We start from the raw sequence: 16116 nt of genomic DNA on the forward strand, positions 1-16116 counted from the left end.
AAATTCTGAAATGAAACCAAAAGTCATAAAAAATATCATCTTTTACCCTGCAATGATGCTGACGGCAATGGTGCCAGGGCTGGCATGGGCACAAGTGCCACCCCAGATCATTATCACGTTCAATACAGGCGCTGTCGCCGTGCCCTTGGGGCAAGTACCCTTGCTCAGCGCATTGGGCATCATGCTGATGGTGTTTATTCTTGCGCGCATGGGTAAGCTGCGTGGCTCCAGCCTGTTCTCATGCCTGATTGCATTGCTGGTGCTGACGACCGGATTATTCAGCATTGACGCAGTACGTGCCCAAATCATACAGCAGACACTGGATCTGGTGAGCAGCCCTTCTGTACTGCACATACAAGAAGGCCAGAACGGCAGTGTTCAGGTACGCAATAAAACAGGGCACCCCGTCGTTTTACAAAGCATCGGAGTTGGTAATAACAGTGCCAATGAATACAGTATTGCCTCTACAGCCGGAACCACCTGCCTGTCAGGGATGCAACTGGATAATGATGCAATCTGCTTCATTCATGTGACATATACGCTGGGAGGCAGTGGAGGCAGTGGAGGCAGTGGAGGCAGTGGAGGCAGCGGAGGTGGTGGGGGGAACAACAACTTCATCAACAACCCCAAAAGCCTGGATGACTTTATTGATCGCGCCCAGGCACTTGGTGACAACGATGCTCGCATTCCACCCAGCACGGAAGAACAACTGCAAAAAACATTCAAAACCCAAAACACCCCGGAAGTCATTGCACATAACACGCGTTTGCATCAAAACCACAACCTGGTGCTTGCTGCTGTCGATCCCGATCCCACCTGGCACAGAACCGAAATCAGCACAAAATTTATCGTTGCTGAACCGGGTGGTAGTTATGTTGCAGACCTCAGTAAGGTAGATCCAGCAGGAAAGAACCTTGGTGCATTGAGCAGAACGGATGAAGCCAAACTGAAATTTGAAGTCCGTGTTCAGGAAAACGAAAAAACAGTCAATTACGTACCTTCTCATAGCCACAAAAACTATATCCGCTGGGACGAGCATGTCACTGGCCGTTTGCATATCGATGTACCGGCTGGCATGCAAACAGGCCGTTTGCTCATCGGTATTCGTCCGGACTTCAACAACAAAGGGCAGGTCGCCATCGCCGAACGCTGGAGCGTACCCGTCGTGGTTGAAATCTGGCCCACGCGTGCAGGCGTGCAAACCATCAGTCTCAACAACATCTATTACCCAGCCCAGTTCCGTGAAGGCATACTACCTAACCCGGGCAGTGCGTTTGGCATGGCTGAAATCACAAGCTTTCTGGCACAAACCTACGCTGACTTCCCAGGGGAATCCCTGCTCAAACCTCTGGTAGTCTCTGGTGCCAACCTGACAGAAGGGCAACTTGTCAATGCCCGTATCCCACGGCCTGAAGGTGGAGATTACCCCTACAGTGGGCGTGTGATACGTGTTGTCAATGGCAGCAGCGGGCAGCAACTCGCCATCCTTAACTTTGACCTTGCCTCCGTCTACCAACTGCTGGAGAGCGATCCTCTGGTGAGCGAAGGTGTGATGCCAGAGTTTATCTCCTACCGTCAGGGGGCGGCACTGCAAGTGCCAACGGAACAGGGTGAGCCTGAGCTTGAGTACTTTGGTCCTGAAGAACGAAGTGGCATCCAGTCTCAATCAACTCCAAGGGTGCTGACAAATGCAGGGCGCAGAAAAGTTGATCTCGAAGCCAAGTGTAGTGCAGGAGGCAGTGCGAGCGTGGTGTTTACACCTTTTCTGGAAATATCTCCGAAGTTGAATGTGGGGCTTGAATATACGGCTGCTGCTAACGGCATGATTATTGAGTGTGCGGTAACAGTGGATGCATCGACAGATATTCTACCCGCGCTTTCCACAGGGATTCCTTTATTGCGGCTTGCGAATCTGATCGGGGTGAAACTGGAGGCCGGTCCTTATGGTGAAGTTAGGATTGGCTTAACACCCAGGTCCAATGCGGGGATCAGTTCGTTTTTTGCCTCGTTTTTTAGCCTGGAGGGCAAAGTCTCCTATCTCGAAGGATTGGCACCGCCTAAAATTGAAATGAGCAGTCTGGGAAACCCCACCGGTAATGGACTGGACGATACCCCCTGGTGGCTGGATGCCTCTTCGGGTAGCAGCGTGGGTTTAGGTGCGGCGCTGAAACTTGAGCCTTTCTCCTTCTTTGGTGGCGAATTCAATCTGTTGAAGGTGGAGGCCAAAACAGAGCTTAACATGGGTGCTGCCATCGAAACTCACAATCCGGCAGCCGTCAAGCAATGGGGGCATACATCAAATGCATCCTTTGCGATCAAACCTGAAGTGAGTCTGTCTGCATCCACAGGGCTTTCTGATTTTCTGAAATATTTTGGCATCAAAGCTGAAATTGGTATAGGGGCTTCACTCGACATTGTCGATCAAAAAGTGGAAGCAAACTATGCTGTGGCAAGGGTTCAAGACGCCGGTGATGGTGCAGGTTCGGTTTCTTTCAAGGACATTTCTCTCTCTTCTATACCCAGAGCCATCTTTGTCGGACGCCCATCAGGATATGCCAGCCTTGAAGGAAGCTCGGTTTATAACGATCCTACGGGTAATGTGAGCTATGACCGTGAGGAATGCGAGACCAGAGGCGGCACCATCAGCACCCCGCTGATTGCCTGCGTGGGTGGCCTGTTCTGCGGTAAAGCGGATAAGAATGCCAACTTCTGTAAGACTGCCTCGGTTTCATCGCTCATGTTTACAGCCGATGTGGGTGACACGGTAGAGACAACGGGAACCGTCAGCGCGAGAGGGTCGCAAACCGTTCAGGTCAGTGTTTCCGGCTCGCCGTTGCAGCCGGAACAAACCTCATTCACGATTCCGGCACCTGGTAGTCAGACATTTAAGGCCAGTGCAGTGTGCAGCACACGTGGTGTGACCAGGGGAAGTATTCAGGCTTCAGTGGGTGGGCTTGTGGTGGATGAGCAGCCCAATATCCTGGTATGTAACTGTAGGCCGGGTACCAAGGATTGTGACCGGGTTTGGGGTGACCCTTACATGGTGACCGCAGATGGTATGGCATACACTTATCTGGCGACAGGGCGCTACATACTGTCGCGCGTGCACGATACTGCGGAACAGCCTGTCCATGGCTATGAAGTACAGGCGAATTTTCTGCCCGGTTTCGGTGCCGCCTGGTTGTATTCAACCGCCATGCAGGTGGGGGATGATGTGGTGGAGTTTCGTCCTGCTATTCTGGGAAGTGGCACATTCAGTGTTGGACTTGAAGTCATGGTTAATGGTGAATATCTCTACGCACCGGCCAAAGGGGGCACAGGTGGCACCTGGCTGGGAACATCACGGCGGTTGATGCAACTGCCCGGTGGTGGCCTGCTCTATGTGGATGCGTTTGTACGGGAGTCGGCGAACAAGCCGCGCAGTCTGACGGTGATCTGGCCGCAGGATGGACCGTTTGATGGCTATGCGGTTAATGTTTCGGTACTGGACGGGCAGTTTACCGAGCCAGAACCGTTTATGGAGCTGCAGTTCACTCGCCCGGAGAAACATGCCGGGCGCGAACGCGGTCTGTTGGGCAATAATGACGGCAACCCCGATAATGACTTTATCCGCCGTAATGGTCAGGTTTTAGGGCGGGATACACCCTTGAGTTCGACCGCGCTGTATGCACTTTTCGGCGGCGACTGGCTGGTTAAGCCACGGGAGTGTCTGTTTGCGGAAGGGTGTAATACGGTTCCTGTATTTGCAACACAACCCGTGGAACTGACACCTGAACAGCGTGCTGCGGGTGAAGCGGCTTGTGCTAACTTAACCGGTTTTTACAGGCAGGCTTGCATTAACGATGTGGGCCTGACCGGCTCAACCGATCTAGTCAAAGAATACTATGCCAATACCAAAGATCTGAACGCGATGGCTGATAAGCTGGTGACACCCAGTGTGGATGTGCCAGCGTATGTGTTGTCGTCCGTAGGGGAAAGAACTGGGTTGCCAGGATATCCTGGTGCAGGGTTCAGGCAGAGCTATCAAGTCGCACACAAGAGTGGCGAGGGGCAGTTCCTGTTGATCATTCGTCCGCCACGAGGGGCTTCGGCTTTCTTTAGCGAAGGCAGTTCCGGTGCCTTGAGATCGAGTTTTAAATCAACAGGCAATCTGGATGTGTCTGTCGATGTGCAGTGCGATACGCCTGATCCTGTCTGGGCGCAGTGGGGAGGTAATGGTGTTATTCAACTGTGGGCGGTAGATCCGTTGTCGGGGTTTGCATCACGGTTGTTGGGTGAGAGATTTTTTACCTGCGCGAGGGCTGTAAGAAGTATAGACAGGATGGAAGCGAGAAACGCTCAGTCATTTTTTCTGAATGATGAAGGCAAATTATGGAACTGGGGTCTTAAAAAGCTCGGAAATAATTCATCTACAAATCTAACTCGACCTGTGCAGATGGATCATAGACTGCTGTATGACAGTATGATTGTGGCGGGTTCAGTAGGTTATTTTCACACTCTGGTACTTGATGATCAGGGGCGTTTGTGGGCTTGGGGGCAGAATGAGTACGGCCAGTTGGGTAATGGAACGATAACACTTTTTCAGGCTAGCCCTGTACTAGTAGACCTTACAGCGCTGGGCAGTAGCACAGTCGTGGCGGTTTTGGCTGGTTATAATTACTCTTTGGCGCTCGACGACCAAGGACGTTTCTGGACTTGGGGTTCAAACACGGGTGGCCAGTTGGGCAATGGAAAGAGTGTAGGTAATCGAACTAGCCCCGGACTAGTGGATCTTACATCGCTGGGCGGTAGCACAGTTGTGGCGGTTATAGCAGCTAGTAACCACATAATGGTGTCTGACGATCAAGGGCGTTTGTGGGCTTGGGGTACTGGCATTATTGGTCAATCTTCAACTCAAACTCGCCCTGTGTTGGTGGATCTTGCGTGGCTTGGTGGCAGCAAGGTTGTAGCATTTTCGACAGGTTTCCAATTCACTCTGCTTCTTGATGATCAGGGTCGTCTATGGGGATGGGGTGATAATTCCAACGGTCAGTTGGGCGATGGTACAAGACAATCACCATATCGAAATCCTGTAGCGGTTGATCTTGCACCCTTGAATGGCAGTAAGGTTGTGGAGGTTTCAGCGGGTTCTTATCATGCGCTGGCGCGTGATGATCAAGGCCGTCTATGGGCTTGGGGGTATAACAATCACGGCCAGTTGGGTGACGGTACATTTATAAATCAGTATCGCCCCGTATTGGTGGATCTTTCCCCGTTGGATGGCAGTAAGGTTGTGGCGATTTCGGCAGGTTCTTATCATACGCTGGTGCGTGATGATCAGGGCCGTTTATGGGCCTGGGGCTGGAATGATTTCGGTCAGTTGGGTGATGGCACAACTACAACTCAAACGCGCCCTGTACTGGTTGATATAAGCGACATAAAGATGCAGTAGTTCAGACCAAGCCTGACAAGTATTTATTTTTGCAAGGTATCTGTTAGTTTGAGTTAGATTTTTTGGGTGGAGATACACGCTGAATATTGGAAACCATTCATTCAGAGTTTGTGTCATAGGCTCATGAGGTAGGCAGATTACTAGAACCCCACTGCCATCCTGTATCTCGACGAGCTTGAAGATGGGGGCGGAGGGATTGCACTGCTGTGACACACTTGTGCAAGTATTTTCTCTCTTTCAGGTTGGAGAGGAGAGAATACTGTCCAGTTATTTGGACTCAGAAAAGAAAAAAGCTGTCTTGCTTTCTGCCGTACCTTTAGAAAGCTTATTGGCAAGCAGCAGACCATAAAAACGACCTTAATGTTCATAAAGCAATCACTCAAATCAAAGAGACAACCTTTCTTGATTCGCGGGGTTGCTAAGGGGAGATTATTGGTACATAATGCGGTCCATATTACGAAGTGCCGTAATAGAAAGCGGTTTTAAATCAATAAATTAGATGTTCAGTGGGAAGTTCGTTTCCCGCTCCAAATTCAACCATGCTGCCGATGTAGCATGATGAATAAAAAACAGTAAAAAGTAGTACCCATGCGACGCGGGAATAGCTCAGTTGGTAGAGCACGACCTTGCCAAGGTCGGGGTCGCGAGTTCGAGTCTCGTTTCCCGCTCCAAAAATTTCAAAGGCCATGCTGTTGTTGGTTGGCCGGATGCAAAAGCATCTCAATGCGGGAATAGCTCAGTTGGTAGAGCACGACCTTGCCAAGGTCGGGGTCGCGAGTTCGAGTCTCGTTTCCCGCTCCAATTTTCTCTCCAGATAAAACCCAGTTCTACGCCGCTCCTGGCGCGGTTCTTCTTCTGTTATTCAAATTCAGATGCAACGTTGTGAACAGAGTTATCCACAATTTATGTACATAATATCTGCAGCTTAAAAAAGCAACATAACACAAATGAAATATTTATCTCATTGATAATAATCAATATTTATTTCTTATAAAACGTTATCTCGATCACTTGCTCTTTTTGTTGCGGTTGAAAGACAAGATGTTTTTATTTTTATGCACAAATCCACAGGGTGACTCTGAGAGCTAGAGCACGCGATTTCACGCATCCCTCGGTAATCCTTTTTCTACCGCACGAATCAACCGTTTTTTCTGCGGGCTTTGCACGGTAATCCCTTGGGCCTCACGCCGAGCAAGCTGCTGTTGCAACGCCCAGTGGATATGTTCATCCAACATTGCGTCTTCCCCCTGGCGGGCACGCAATGCGATCACCACCCGATCCTGATAAGGCGCGTTGCCAAGGGCGACGGCGATATTGCGTAGCCAGCGTAAGTGACCAATGCGCCGGATGGCGGAACCTTCGGTGATACGCAGGAATTTTTCTTCGTTCCAACTGAACAGATCGATCAACTGTGGTGCATGTAGCGCCGCGCGCGGGCTGAAATCATCTTCATCCGTTAGCTGTGAAAAACGATTCCATGGGCAGATAAGCTGGCAATCGTCGCAGCCGTAGATACGGTTGCCCATCAGGGAGCGGAATTCTTCTGGAATAGCGCCTTCTAGTTCGATGGTCAGGTAGGAAATACAGCGCCGGGCATCCACGGTGTAAGGTGCAACAATAGCGCCGGTCGGGCAGGTGGTGATACAGGCCACGCAGCGGCCGCACTGTTCTTCCTGCGGCCGGTCGACCGGCAGCGGTAAATCGATCAGCAACTCCCCCAGAAAGAACCAGGAACCGGCTTCGCGATTGAGTATCAGTGAGTGTTTACCAACCCAGCCAATCCCGGCTTTGGCCGCCAGCGCACGTTCCATGATCGGTGCCGAATCGACGAAGGGCCGAAAATTCAGTTCACCACAATAAGCCTGTATCTGTTCACCAAGCTTTTTTAGCCGCTGGCGCAGCAGCTTGTGATAATCACGCCCCAGCGCGTAACGGCTGACATAGCCGAGCTGCGCATTTTGCAGCGTGCTGGCAAAGGCGGCTTTGGCGGGCAGATAGTTCATCCGCACGCTGATCACACGCAGCGTGCCGGGCAACAGTTCATGCGGCCGCGCGCGCAGCATGCCGTGGCGCGCCATCCAGGCCATTTCACCGTGATACTGTTTGTCCAGCCACGCCTGCAACTTGGGTTCTTCCACACTCAGATCGGTATCACAGATGCCAACCTGCTGGAATCCTAGCGATTGCCCCCATTGCTTGATATGTTGGGCGAGCTGAGCGAGATCGAGGGGATGTGTCATGACGAGCCATAGTGAGAAACCATACGCCGACAGTTTACCACATTCAGTCTGGTCTGCAGATTGGATCCGACAGGCGGAACCTGTTGCGGCCGCCGCGCTTGGCATTTCCCTCTATCTATTGATGCTGCGTGCCGGTTCTGCGGCTTACGCACTGGCGCGCGATAGCTATCCGGCCAGCCGCCACTGGCTGGTGCTGTGTGGCCATGGCAACAACGGTGGCGATGGCTATGTGGTAGCCCGCCTGGCGGCGGCCGATGGCATTAAAGTGACGCTGATCGCCTGTGCAGGTTCGCGCCCATTGCCGCCTGAGGCGGCAAGCGCCCGGCAAGCCTGGCTGGACAGTGGCGGTGATATTCTGCCAGCCAGCAGCCGTTGGCCGCAGGATATCGATCTGATTATCGATGGCCTGCTCGGCACTGGGTTAGGGGCTGCGCCCAGAGCTCCGTATGACGCGCTGATCGAAGCTGCCAATCGCGCCAGTGCGCCGGTGATCGCGTTGGATATTCCTTCCGGCCTGTTGGCAGAAAGCGGTGCTGTACCGGGGGCCGTTATCCGCGCGGCACAGACTCTGACGTTTATTGCCCTCAAACCGGGGCTTCTGACCGGGCAAGCGCGTGACTGGGTTGGGCAACTTCATTACAGTTCGTTAGGATTGAGTGACTGGCTGGCAAAGCAACCAGCGCAGATTCAGCGGATTACCGCTAGAGATCTTGGGCAGTGGCTGAAGCCACGTCGCCCATGTTCTCACAAAGGCGATCATGGTCGTTTGCTGGTCATTGGCGGTGACCACGGTTTCGGTGGCGCCATCCGCATGGCGGCAGAGGCAGCACTGCGAAGCGGTGCTGGTTTGGTGCGAGTGCTTACTCACGTTGAACACGTCGGCCCATTGTTGACCGCGTGCCCGGAGCTGATGGTGCAGCGCCTGAGTGACGACGCGTTGCAACAGGCGCTCGAATGGGCCGATGTGGTGGTGATCGGCCCTGGGCTGGGGCAGGGAGACTGGGGCAAGAATGCGCTGAAGCTGCTGCAAACCAGTGATAAACCGGCATTATGGGACGCGGACGCACTGAACTTACTGGCATTACATCCTGAGAAGCGTCAGAATCGTGTGTTGACCCCCCATCCTGGCGAAGCGGCACGGTTATTGAATTGCAGCACGGCTGATATTGAGAGTGATCGCTTACTTGCGGTACGCAAACTGGTGGCGCAATACGGTGGGGTGGCGCTGCTGAAAGGGGCCGGTACGCTGATTGCCGATCAGCAGGGTGACGTCGCGATCGCCGACGTCGGTAACGCCGGTATGGCATCAGGCGGCATGGGAGATGTGCTGTCGGGGATTATCGGTGGTTTGCTGGCACAAAAGCTTCCGCTGTATGATGCTGCCTGTGCAGGTTGTGTGGTGCACGGTGCCGCTGCGGATCTTGTGGCAGAAAAGCAAGGAACAAGAGGACTGCTGGCGACCGATCTGTTGCCGATGATCCCTCATTACGTTAATCCTGAGTTGGCAAAATAGATATTATCGAATGAAAGAACTCGTTTTACCTCTGCCGGATGAGGCAGCGACTGTCGCACTGGGTGCCGCTTTGGCTAAGGCGTGCGATCGTGCCAGCGTTATTTATCTTTACGGTGACTTGGGGGCGGGTAAAACCACCTTCAGCCGCGGTTTTCTGCAGGCTTTGGGCCATCAGGGCAACGTGAAAAGCCCGACGTATACCCTGGTTGAACCTTATGCGCTGCAACCGCTGGCGGTATATCACTTTGATCTGTATCGCTTAGCCGATCCGGAAGAACTCGAATTTATGGGCATTCGCGACTACTTTGCGCAGGATGCCATTTGCCTGGTGGAATGGCCGCAACAGGGGACCGGTGTATTGCCCGATCCCGATCTGGAGCTGCATCTCAGTTACCATGATGCAGGCCGGCAGGCGCAGATTCAGGCGATTTCCGCCTATGGTGCCCAGCTTTTAGACCGTATTGATGGGCAACAGGGATGACGTTTTCATGATGCATGTGTTGAAAAGACTCACCGCTATTGCCCTGCTCGCATTGCTGGGGCCGTTTGGCGCACTGGCAGCTTCATCGTTATCCAATATCAACGTCACTAATGCCCAGCGTGAAGCCACGGTTACAGTGAGCTTCACTGGCCCGCCGGATTATGCATTTTCTACCGTGCGCGGGCCGGATCGCGTGATTCTGGATGTGAACCAGAGCGGCAAAGTGGGCGGCCTGCCGCTCAACTTCAGCGGCCATAACCTGGTGAAAAGCATTCGCTCCAGCACGCCGAAAGATGCCCAAAGCGTGCGGTTGGTGTTTGATTTGACCCAGCATGCGAAAACCCGGGCGGTAACGCGCCAGAATGGCGGTACCTATACCGTGGTGTTCACCATTACCGCTGAAGGTAACCCGAACATCAGTAGCGTGCGCAAGGCGCCGGTAGCCCGTGAGCCGGCGCGTAAAACGCCGGTAGCGCCTATCGGTTCCAGTCCGTTTAACAACCAATCCGCGGCAGTATCCGGCATTGCAACGGAAATTACGCCACGCAGCAGCCGGGTATCTGCCGGTTCTGGCGATCGCGTGGTGGTGGCGATTGATGCCGGGCACGGTGGGCAGGACCCAGGTGCCATCGGGCCAAACGGCCTGAAAGAGAAAAATGTGACCATCGCTATTGCGCATCGTCTGCGGGCGTTGTTGGATGCCGATCCGATGTTTAAACCGGTGATGACGCGTAACGGTGACTACTTTATTTCGGTAATGGGGCGTTCCGATGTGGCGCGCAAACAGGGCGCTAACGTGCTGGTTTCTATTCACGCGGATGCTGCGCCTAACCGCAGCGCCAATGGGGCGTCGGTGTGGGTGTTGTCCAACCGCCGCGCCAACAGCGAGATGGCCGGCTGGCTGGAACAGCACGAGAAACAGTCCGAACTGCTGGGCGGTGCGGGCGATCTGCTGGCCAACAGCCAGGCCGATCCTTATCTGAGCCAGGCAGTGCTGGATTTGCAGTTTGGTCATTCACAACGCGTCGGTTACGACGTGGCGGTGAAGGTCTTGCAGCAGTTACAGCGTGTCGGTTCACTGCACAAACGCCGTCCGGAACACGCCAGCCTGGGAGTGCTGCGTTCGCCGGATATTCCATCGCTGCTGGTGGAAACCGGGTTTATCAGTAATAGCACGGAGGAGCGACTGCTGGGCAGTAGCGCGTATCAGGAGAAAATTGCACAGGCGATCCACAACGGCCTGCGCAGTTATTTCCTGGCGCATCCGCTACAAGCCGACCCAAAGGTCGAAAACCGTCCTCTGCAGGTCGCAGCGGCGGTTAACTCCAGAGTAAAAGATTTGCAGCAGCCGGATCCGGTGGCCGATAGCCCGCGCAGCGTGAGCACGGGGAAAACCCAGATCCACGTGGTGCAGCGGGCGGAAACGCTTTCCGGCATTGCCGATAGCTATGGCACCAGCATGGCCACGCTGCGCAAGCTCAACAGCCTGAAGAAAGATGGGGTTTGGGTGGGGCAGCGTCTGAAGGTGCCAGCCGGGGCCAGCGCCGCAGCCCCGGCTAAAGCCAAAGCGAGTAAGCCGACCAGGCACAAAGTGGTACGCGGTGATACCCTGTCATCCATTGCGGCGCGTTATGGTGTCAGCGTCAGCGAACTGAAAAGTGTGAACAAATTAAAGTCGGATGTCGCGCCGCTCGATCGGACATTGATCATTCCGTAGGTTTGATGCCATACAACAGAGGGATTCGCATGCCTATCCAGGTGTTACCGCCACAGCTTGCCAACCAAATTGCCGCCGGAGAAGTGGTTGAGCGGCCTGCGTCGGTAGTGAAGGAACTGGTAGAAAACAGTCTGGACGCGGGCGCGACGCGTATTGATATTGATATCGAACGCGGCGGTGCCAAGCTGATCCGCATTCGTGATAACGGCTGTGGGATTGGTAAAGCCGATCTTGCCTTGGCGCTGGCGCGCCATGCCACCAGTAAAATCAGCACCCTCGACGATTTAGAAGCGATCGTCAGCTTGGGTTTTCGCGGCGAAGCGCTGGCCAGTATCAGTTCAGTTTCACGCCTGACGCTCACCTCACGCACTGAAGAGCAAAATGAGGCCTGGCAGGCCTATGCGGAAGGGCGCGATCAGGCCGTTACGGTGAAGCCCGCTGCTCATCCGGTGGGCAGCACGGTAGAAGTGCTCGATCTGTTTTACAACACCCCGGCACGGCGCAAGTTCATGCGCACGGAAAAAACCGAATTCGGCCACATTGATGAAGTGGTGCGGCGCATTGCGCTGGCGCGTTTCGATGTGGCAATCAACCTGAATCACAACGGCAAGCTGATACGCCAGTATCGCGCAGCCAAAGAAGAAAGCCAGCACGAACGCCGCTTGGCCAGCATCTGTGGCCCGGCCTTTTTGCAGCATGCGCTGGCGATCTCCTGGCAGCATGGCGATCTCACCATTCGCGGTTGGGTGGCCGACCCAGAAGGCGCACGCCAACTGGGGGAAATGCAACACTGCTACGTTAACAGCCGGATGATGCGCGATCGTCTGATCAATCATGCCATCCGCCAGGCGTATCAGGATCAGTTGAAAGACGATCAGCAGCCAGCTTACGTGCTTTATCTGGAAGTGGATCCCCATCAGGTGGATGTGAACGTGCATCCGGCAAAACATGAAGTGCGTTTCCATCAGGCGCGGCTGGTGCATGATTTTATCTATCAGGCGGTTACGACCGTGTTGCAGCAGGCTGGTAACATGCCCTTGCCGTTGGCAGAGGAACAAGGTGCACAGGAAGTGCCCGCATGGCAGCCGGAAAACCGTGTGGCGGCCGGTGGCAACCATTTTTCGCAGCCTGCCCCACCGCGTGAGCCGCAGCCCGTAGCCCCTTCCGTGGCGCGTGAACGCACGCCCCAGCCGCCTTATCAGGCCGGGCCCGGTTATCAGAAACGTGAGGGTGAGCTGTACGGCAAGCTGTTGCAGGCAGCACCGGCGTTAACGGAAGCCGCGCCGGAGCAGGGCAAGCCGCCTTTGTTCCCGCCCGCTAAAGCGGAACAGGAAGCGCCATTGGCCGGTAACCAGCACAGCTTTGGCCGCGTGTTGATGGTTTACCCCCCAAGCTATGCACTGATCGAGCAACGTCAGCAACTGGTGATACTGAATTTGCCGATCGCCGAGCGTTGGTTGCGCCAGGCACAGCTTTGCCCGCCGGAAGAAGGCCTACGGCCACAGCCGCTGCTGATTCCGATCAAGCTGACACTGAATAAAAATGAAGCTGCGGCCTGTGTGCAGCACCAGGCTTTGCTGGTAAAAATGGGGCTGGAACTGCAATCCGATCACGGGCGTGTGACGCTGCGCGCAGTTCCTTTACCGTTACGGCAACAAAATTTACAAAAACTGATACCTGAGCTGTTAGGCTATCTGGCCGAGCATCAGGAGATGTCGCCCACCGTGCTGGCCACCTGGATCGCCCGCCATTTAGGCAGTGAACATGAACAGTGGAACAACTCGCAAGCGATACAATTGTTGACCGACGTGGAACGACTTTGCCCGCATCTGGTCAAATCTCCACCCGGTGGTCTTTTACAACCTGTTGATTTACAGGCTGCACTGGCAGCGCTTAAGCATGACTGATACTGAAATGACACATCGCCCCCCGGCCATTTTTATCATGGGGCCAACGGCCTCGGGCAAGACCGCGCTGGCAATGGCGCTGCGTGAGCGCCTGCCGGTGGAACTGATCAGCGTAGACTCTGCGTTGATTTATCGTGGGATGGATATCGGCACCGCCAAACCAACGGCAGAGGAACTGGCACAGGCCCCGCATCGCCTGATCGATATTCGCGATCCGGCGCAAGCCTATTCTGCCGCGGATTTTCGCGCCGATGCGCTGAAAGAGATGGGCGAGATCACCGCCGCTGGGCGAATCCCGCTGTTGGTCGGCGGTACCATGCTGTATTTCAAGGCGTTGTTGGAAGGATTGTCACCCTTGCCGTCTGCCGATCCGGCGGTGCGTGAGCGTATTGAGCAGCAGGCGGCAGAGCAGGGTTGGGAGGCATTGCACCGTCAATTGCAGGATATTGACCCGGTGGCGGCCATGCGAATTCATCCCAATGATCCGCAGAGACTCTCCAGAGCACTGGAAGTTTTTTTTATTTCGGGTAAAACTTTAACGGAACTGACTAAAATTTCGGGTGAATCGTTACCTTATCATGTTCACCAATTTGCGATAGCGCCAGTCAGCCGTGAGTTGTTGCATCAACGCATTGCGCAGCGCTTCGAGCAGATGTTGGCGGCAGGTTTTGAGACGGAAGCGCGTGCGCTTTTTGCACGGGGTGATTTGCATACGGATTTGCCTTCCATTCGCTGTGTCGGTTATCGCCAGATGTGGTCATATTTGTCTGGTGAAATTAGTTACGATGAAATGGTTTATCGTGGTATTTGCGCAACACGTCAATTGGCCAAGCGCCAAATGACCTGGTTACGGGGTTGGGAGTCGGTTCGTTGGTTGGACAGTGAAAAGCCGGGAGAGGCTTTGGACTCGGTAATACAGGTTGTTAGTGCATAGGTTGAGTGATTGTGTACAATTGATGAGTATTCAGCGCGCAAATTTTTTAGGTCGTTTATTTTAGAGCCGACAGGTTCTTAGTTACAAACAACAAGCAAATAAGGAAAAGATAGAATGGCTAAGGGGCAATCTTTGCAAGATCCGTTCCTGAACGCATTGCGTCGTGAACGTGTTCCGGTTTCTATTTATTTGGTGAATGGTATTAAGCTGCAAGGCCAGATTGAGTCTTTTGACCAGTTTGTCATCCTGTTGAAGAACACGGTGAGCCAGATGGTTTATAAGCACGCTATCTCTACCGTTGTCCCGTCACGCCCGGTATCGCACCACAGCAACAATCCGAGCAGCGGCACCAGTAACTATCACCATGGTAACAACCCGTCTGCGCCGCAACAGCCGCAGCAGGAAAGCGATGACGCTGAATAAGGCGCGTTGCGAGTCAACCATGACGGGGAGCATAAACAGTAAAGTGCTGTTTATGCCCCCCAAACTCGCGGTTTTTGTCCGCTTGAGAGGTTGCACGCTTGTTTGACCGTTATGAAGCCGGTGAGCAGGCCGTCCTGGTTCATATCTATTTCTCGCAAGACAAAGATACAGAAGATCTCAGTGAGTTCGAATCGCTGGTGTCCTCTGCGGGCGTCGAGGCTTTGCAAGTGGTGACGGGTAGCCGCAAAGCGCCGCATCCCAAATACTTTGTCGGTGAAGGAAAGGCCGAAGAAATTGCAGATGCGGTGAAAGCCAGTGGCGCGTCTGTTGTCCTGTTTGATCATTCCCTTTCCCCGGCGCAGGAGAGAAATCTCGAACGTCTGTGTGAATGCCGGGTGATCGATCGCACCGGGTTGATTTTAGATATCTTTGCCCAGCGTGCCCGTACTCATGAAGGTAAGCTGCAGGTAGAACTGGCGCAGTTGCGCCATATTGCCACCCGTCTGGTTCGTGGCTGGACACACCTTGAACGTCAGAAAGGGGGGATTGGCCTGCGCGGACCGGGGGAAACCCAGCTAGAAACCGACCGTCGTTTACTGCGCGATCGCATCAGCCTGATTCTCAAGCGCCTTGAGCGGGTGGAGAAGCAGCGCGAGCAGGGGCGGCGAGCCCGCACCCGTGCCGATGTGCCGACCGTATCGCTGGTGGGGTACACCAACGCCGGTAAATCCACGCTGTTCAACCGAATGACATCTGCCGAGGTTTATGTGGCAGATCAGCTATTTGCCACCCTGGATCCTACCCTGCGGCGTATTGACGTAGCGGACGTAGGCGATACCGTGTTGGCGGATACCGTAGGCTTTATCCGGCACCTGCCGCACGATCTTGTTGCCGCATTTAAAGCGACGCTGCAGGAGACACGCCAGGCCTCTCTGCTGTTACATGTGATCGACGCTGCGGATACCCGGGTGGAAGAGAACATCGAAGCGGTGAATACCGTATTGGCAGAGATTGAGTCGGATGAGATCCCATCACTGCTCGTGATGAACAAAATAGATATGTTGGATGATTTTGTCCCGCGTATCGATCGCAACGATGAAAACTTACCGATTCGCGTGTGGCTGTCCGCCGCCAGCGGAGAAGGTATCCCGTTGCTATTTCAGGCGTTGACGGAGCGCTTATCGGGGGAAATCGCGCATTATGAACTGCGTTTACCTCCGCAGGCGGGCCGTCTTCGTAGCCGTTTCTATCAGCTTCAGGCAATCGAAAAAGAATGGAATGAAGAGGACGGCAGTATCGGTGTGGTGGTACGCATGCCGATCGTTGAATGGCGTCGCCTCTGTAAGCAGGAACAGGATCTGATTAACTTTATCGTATGATCATATACTGTTACATTTGAGTGCTCGCTTAATGCCGCGTGGATTAAGCGTTAGCCTGAAGTACCCAATCACAGAATAATGGAGCTAAAAC

Annotated in this window: 9 protein-coding genes and 2 tRNA genes; 10 read left to right on the forward strand and 1 reads right to left on the reverse strand. The window is 54.0% G+C overall.

From position 1 onward, the window contains the following. Positions 1-10 precede the first annotated feature (10 nt). From WG891_RS02370 to WG891_RS02380, 3 genes are all read left to right on the forward strand, one after another. Positions 11-5431, forward strand: a complete 5421-nt coding sequence (locus WG891_RS02370; RefSeq protein WP_337261475.1) for an RCC1 domain-containing protein — start codon at positions 11-13, stop codon at positions 5429-5431. Positions 5432-6026: 595 nt separating this feature from the next. Next, positions 6027-6102 (forward strand) — tRNA-Gly (locus WG891_RS02375). Positions 6103-6156: 54 nt separating this feature from the next. Beyond that, positions 6157-6232, forward strand: a tRNA-Gly gene (locus tag WG891_RS02380). A 299-nt stretch (positions 6233-6531) separates the two neighbouring features. Here WG891_RS02380 and queG read toward each other — a convergent pair. Beyond that, a complete protein-coding gene (gene queG / locus WG891_RS02385; protein WP_337261474.1) occupies positions 6532-7671 on the reverse strand; it encodes a tRNA epoxyqueuosine(34) reductase QueG in 1140 nt (379 codons plus the stop codon). On the opposite strand from queG, the gene nnr reads away from it, so the two are divergent. The 7 genes from nnr to hflX all read left to right on the forward strand — a co-directional run bounded on the left by nnr (position 7670) and on the right by hflX (position 16025). After that, positions 7670-9184, forward strand: a complete 1515-nt coding sequence (gene nnr, locus WG891_RS02390) for a bifunctional ADP-dependent NAD(P)H-hydrate dehydratase/NAD(P)H-hydrate epimerase (RefSeq protein ID WP_337261473.1) — start codon at positions 7670-7672, stop codon at positions 9182-9184. The two genes, queG and nnr, sit on opposite strands and share 2 nt — an antisense overlap. A 10-nt stretch (positions 9185-9194) precedes the next feature. Beyond that, the gene (tsaE, locus tag WG891_RS02395; RefSeq protein WP_337261472.1) at positions 9195-9665 is read left to right on the forward strand and encodes a tRNA (adenosine(37)-N6)-threonylcarbamoyltransferase complex ATPase subunit type 1 TsaE; all 471 of its coding nucleotides are present in this window, start codon (positions 9195-9197) and stop codon (positions 9663-9665) included. A 7-nt stretch (positions 9666-9672) separates the two neighbouring features. Beyond that, positions 9673-11382, forward strand: coding sequence for an N-acetylmuramoyl-L-alanine amidase AmiB (amiB, locus tag WG891_RS02400; protein WP_337261471.1), 1710 nt, complete (start codon positions 9673-9675; stop codon positions 11380-11382). Between the two features lie 29 nt (positions 11383-11411). Next, the gene (mutL, locus tag WG891_RS02405; protein WP_337261470.1) at positions 11412-13289 is read left to right on the forward strand and encodes a DNA mismatch repair endonuclease MutL; all 1878 of its coding nucleotides are present in this window, start codon (positions 11412-11414) and stop codon (positions 13287-13289) included. Then, positions 13282-14223: a tRNA (adenosine(37)-N6)-dimethylallyltransferase MiaA gene (gene miaA / locus WG891_RS02410; RefSeq protein WP_337261469.1), complete on the forward strand. Its 942-nt coding sequence runs from the start codon at positions 13282-13284 to the stop codon at positions 14221-14223. Before mutL ends, miaA begins: the two co-directional genes overlap by 8 nt. Before the next feature lie 114 nt (positions 14224-14337). Then, complete coding sequence (gene hfq, locus WG891_RS02415; protein WP_076943061.1) at positions 14338-14646, forward strand: RNA chaperone Hfq; 309 nt, start codon at positions 14338-14340, stop codon at positions 14644-14646. 98 nt (positions 14647-14744) lie between these two features. Then, entirely contained in the window at positions 14745-16025 is a 1281-nt protein-coding gene (gene hflX / locus WG891_RS02420) for a ribosome rescue GTPase HflX (protein ID WP_076943060.1), read from the forward strand. Positions 16026-16116: the final 91 nt, after the last annotated feature.

Origin of the sequence: Serratia sp. MMO-28 (assembly GCF_037199905.1) — a bacterium.
GTDB lineage: Bacteria > Pseudomonadota > Gammaproteobacteria > Enterobacterales > Enterobacteriaceae > Chania > Chania oryzae.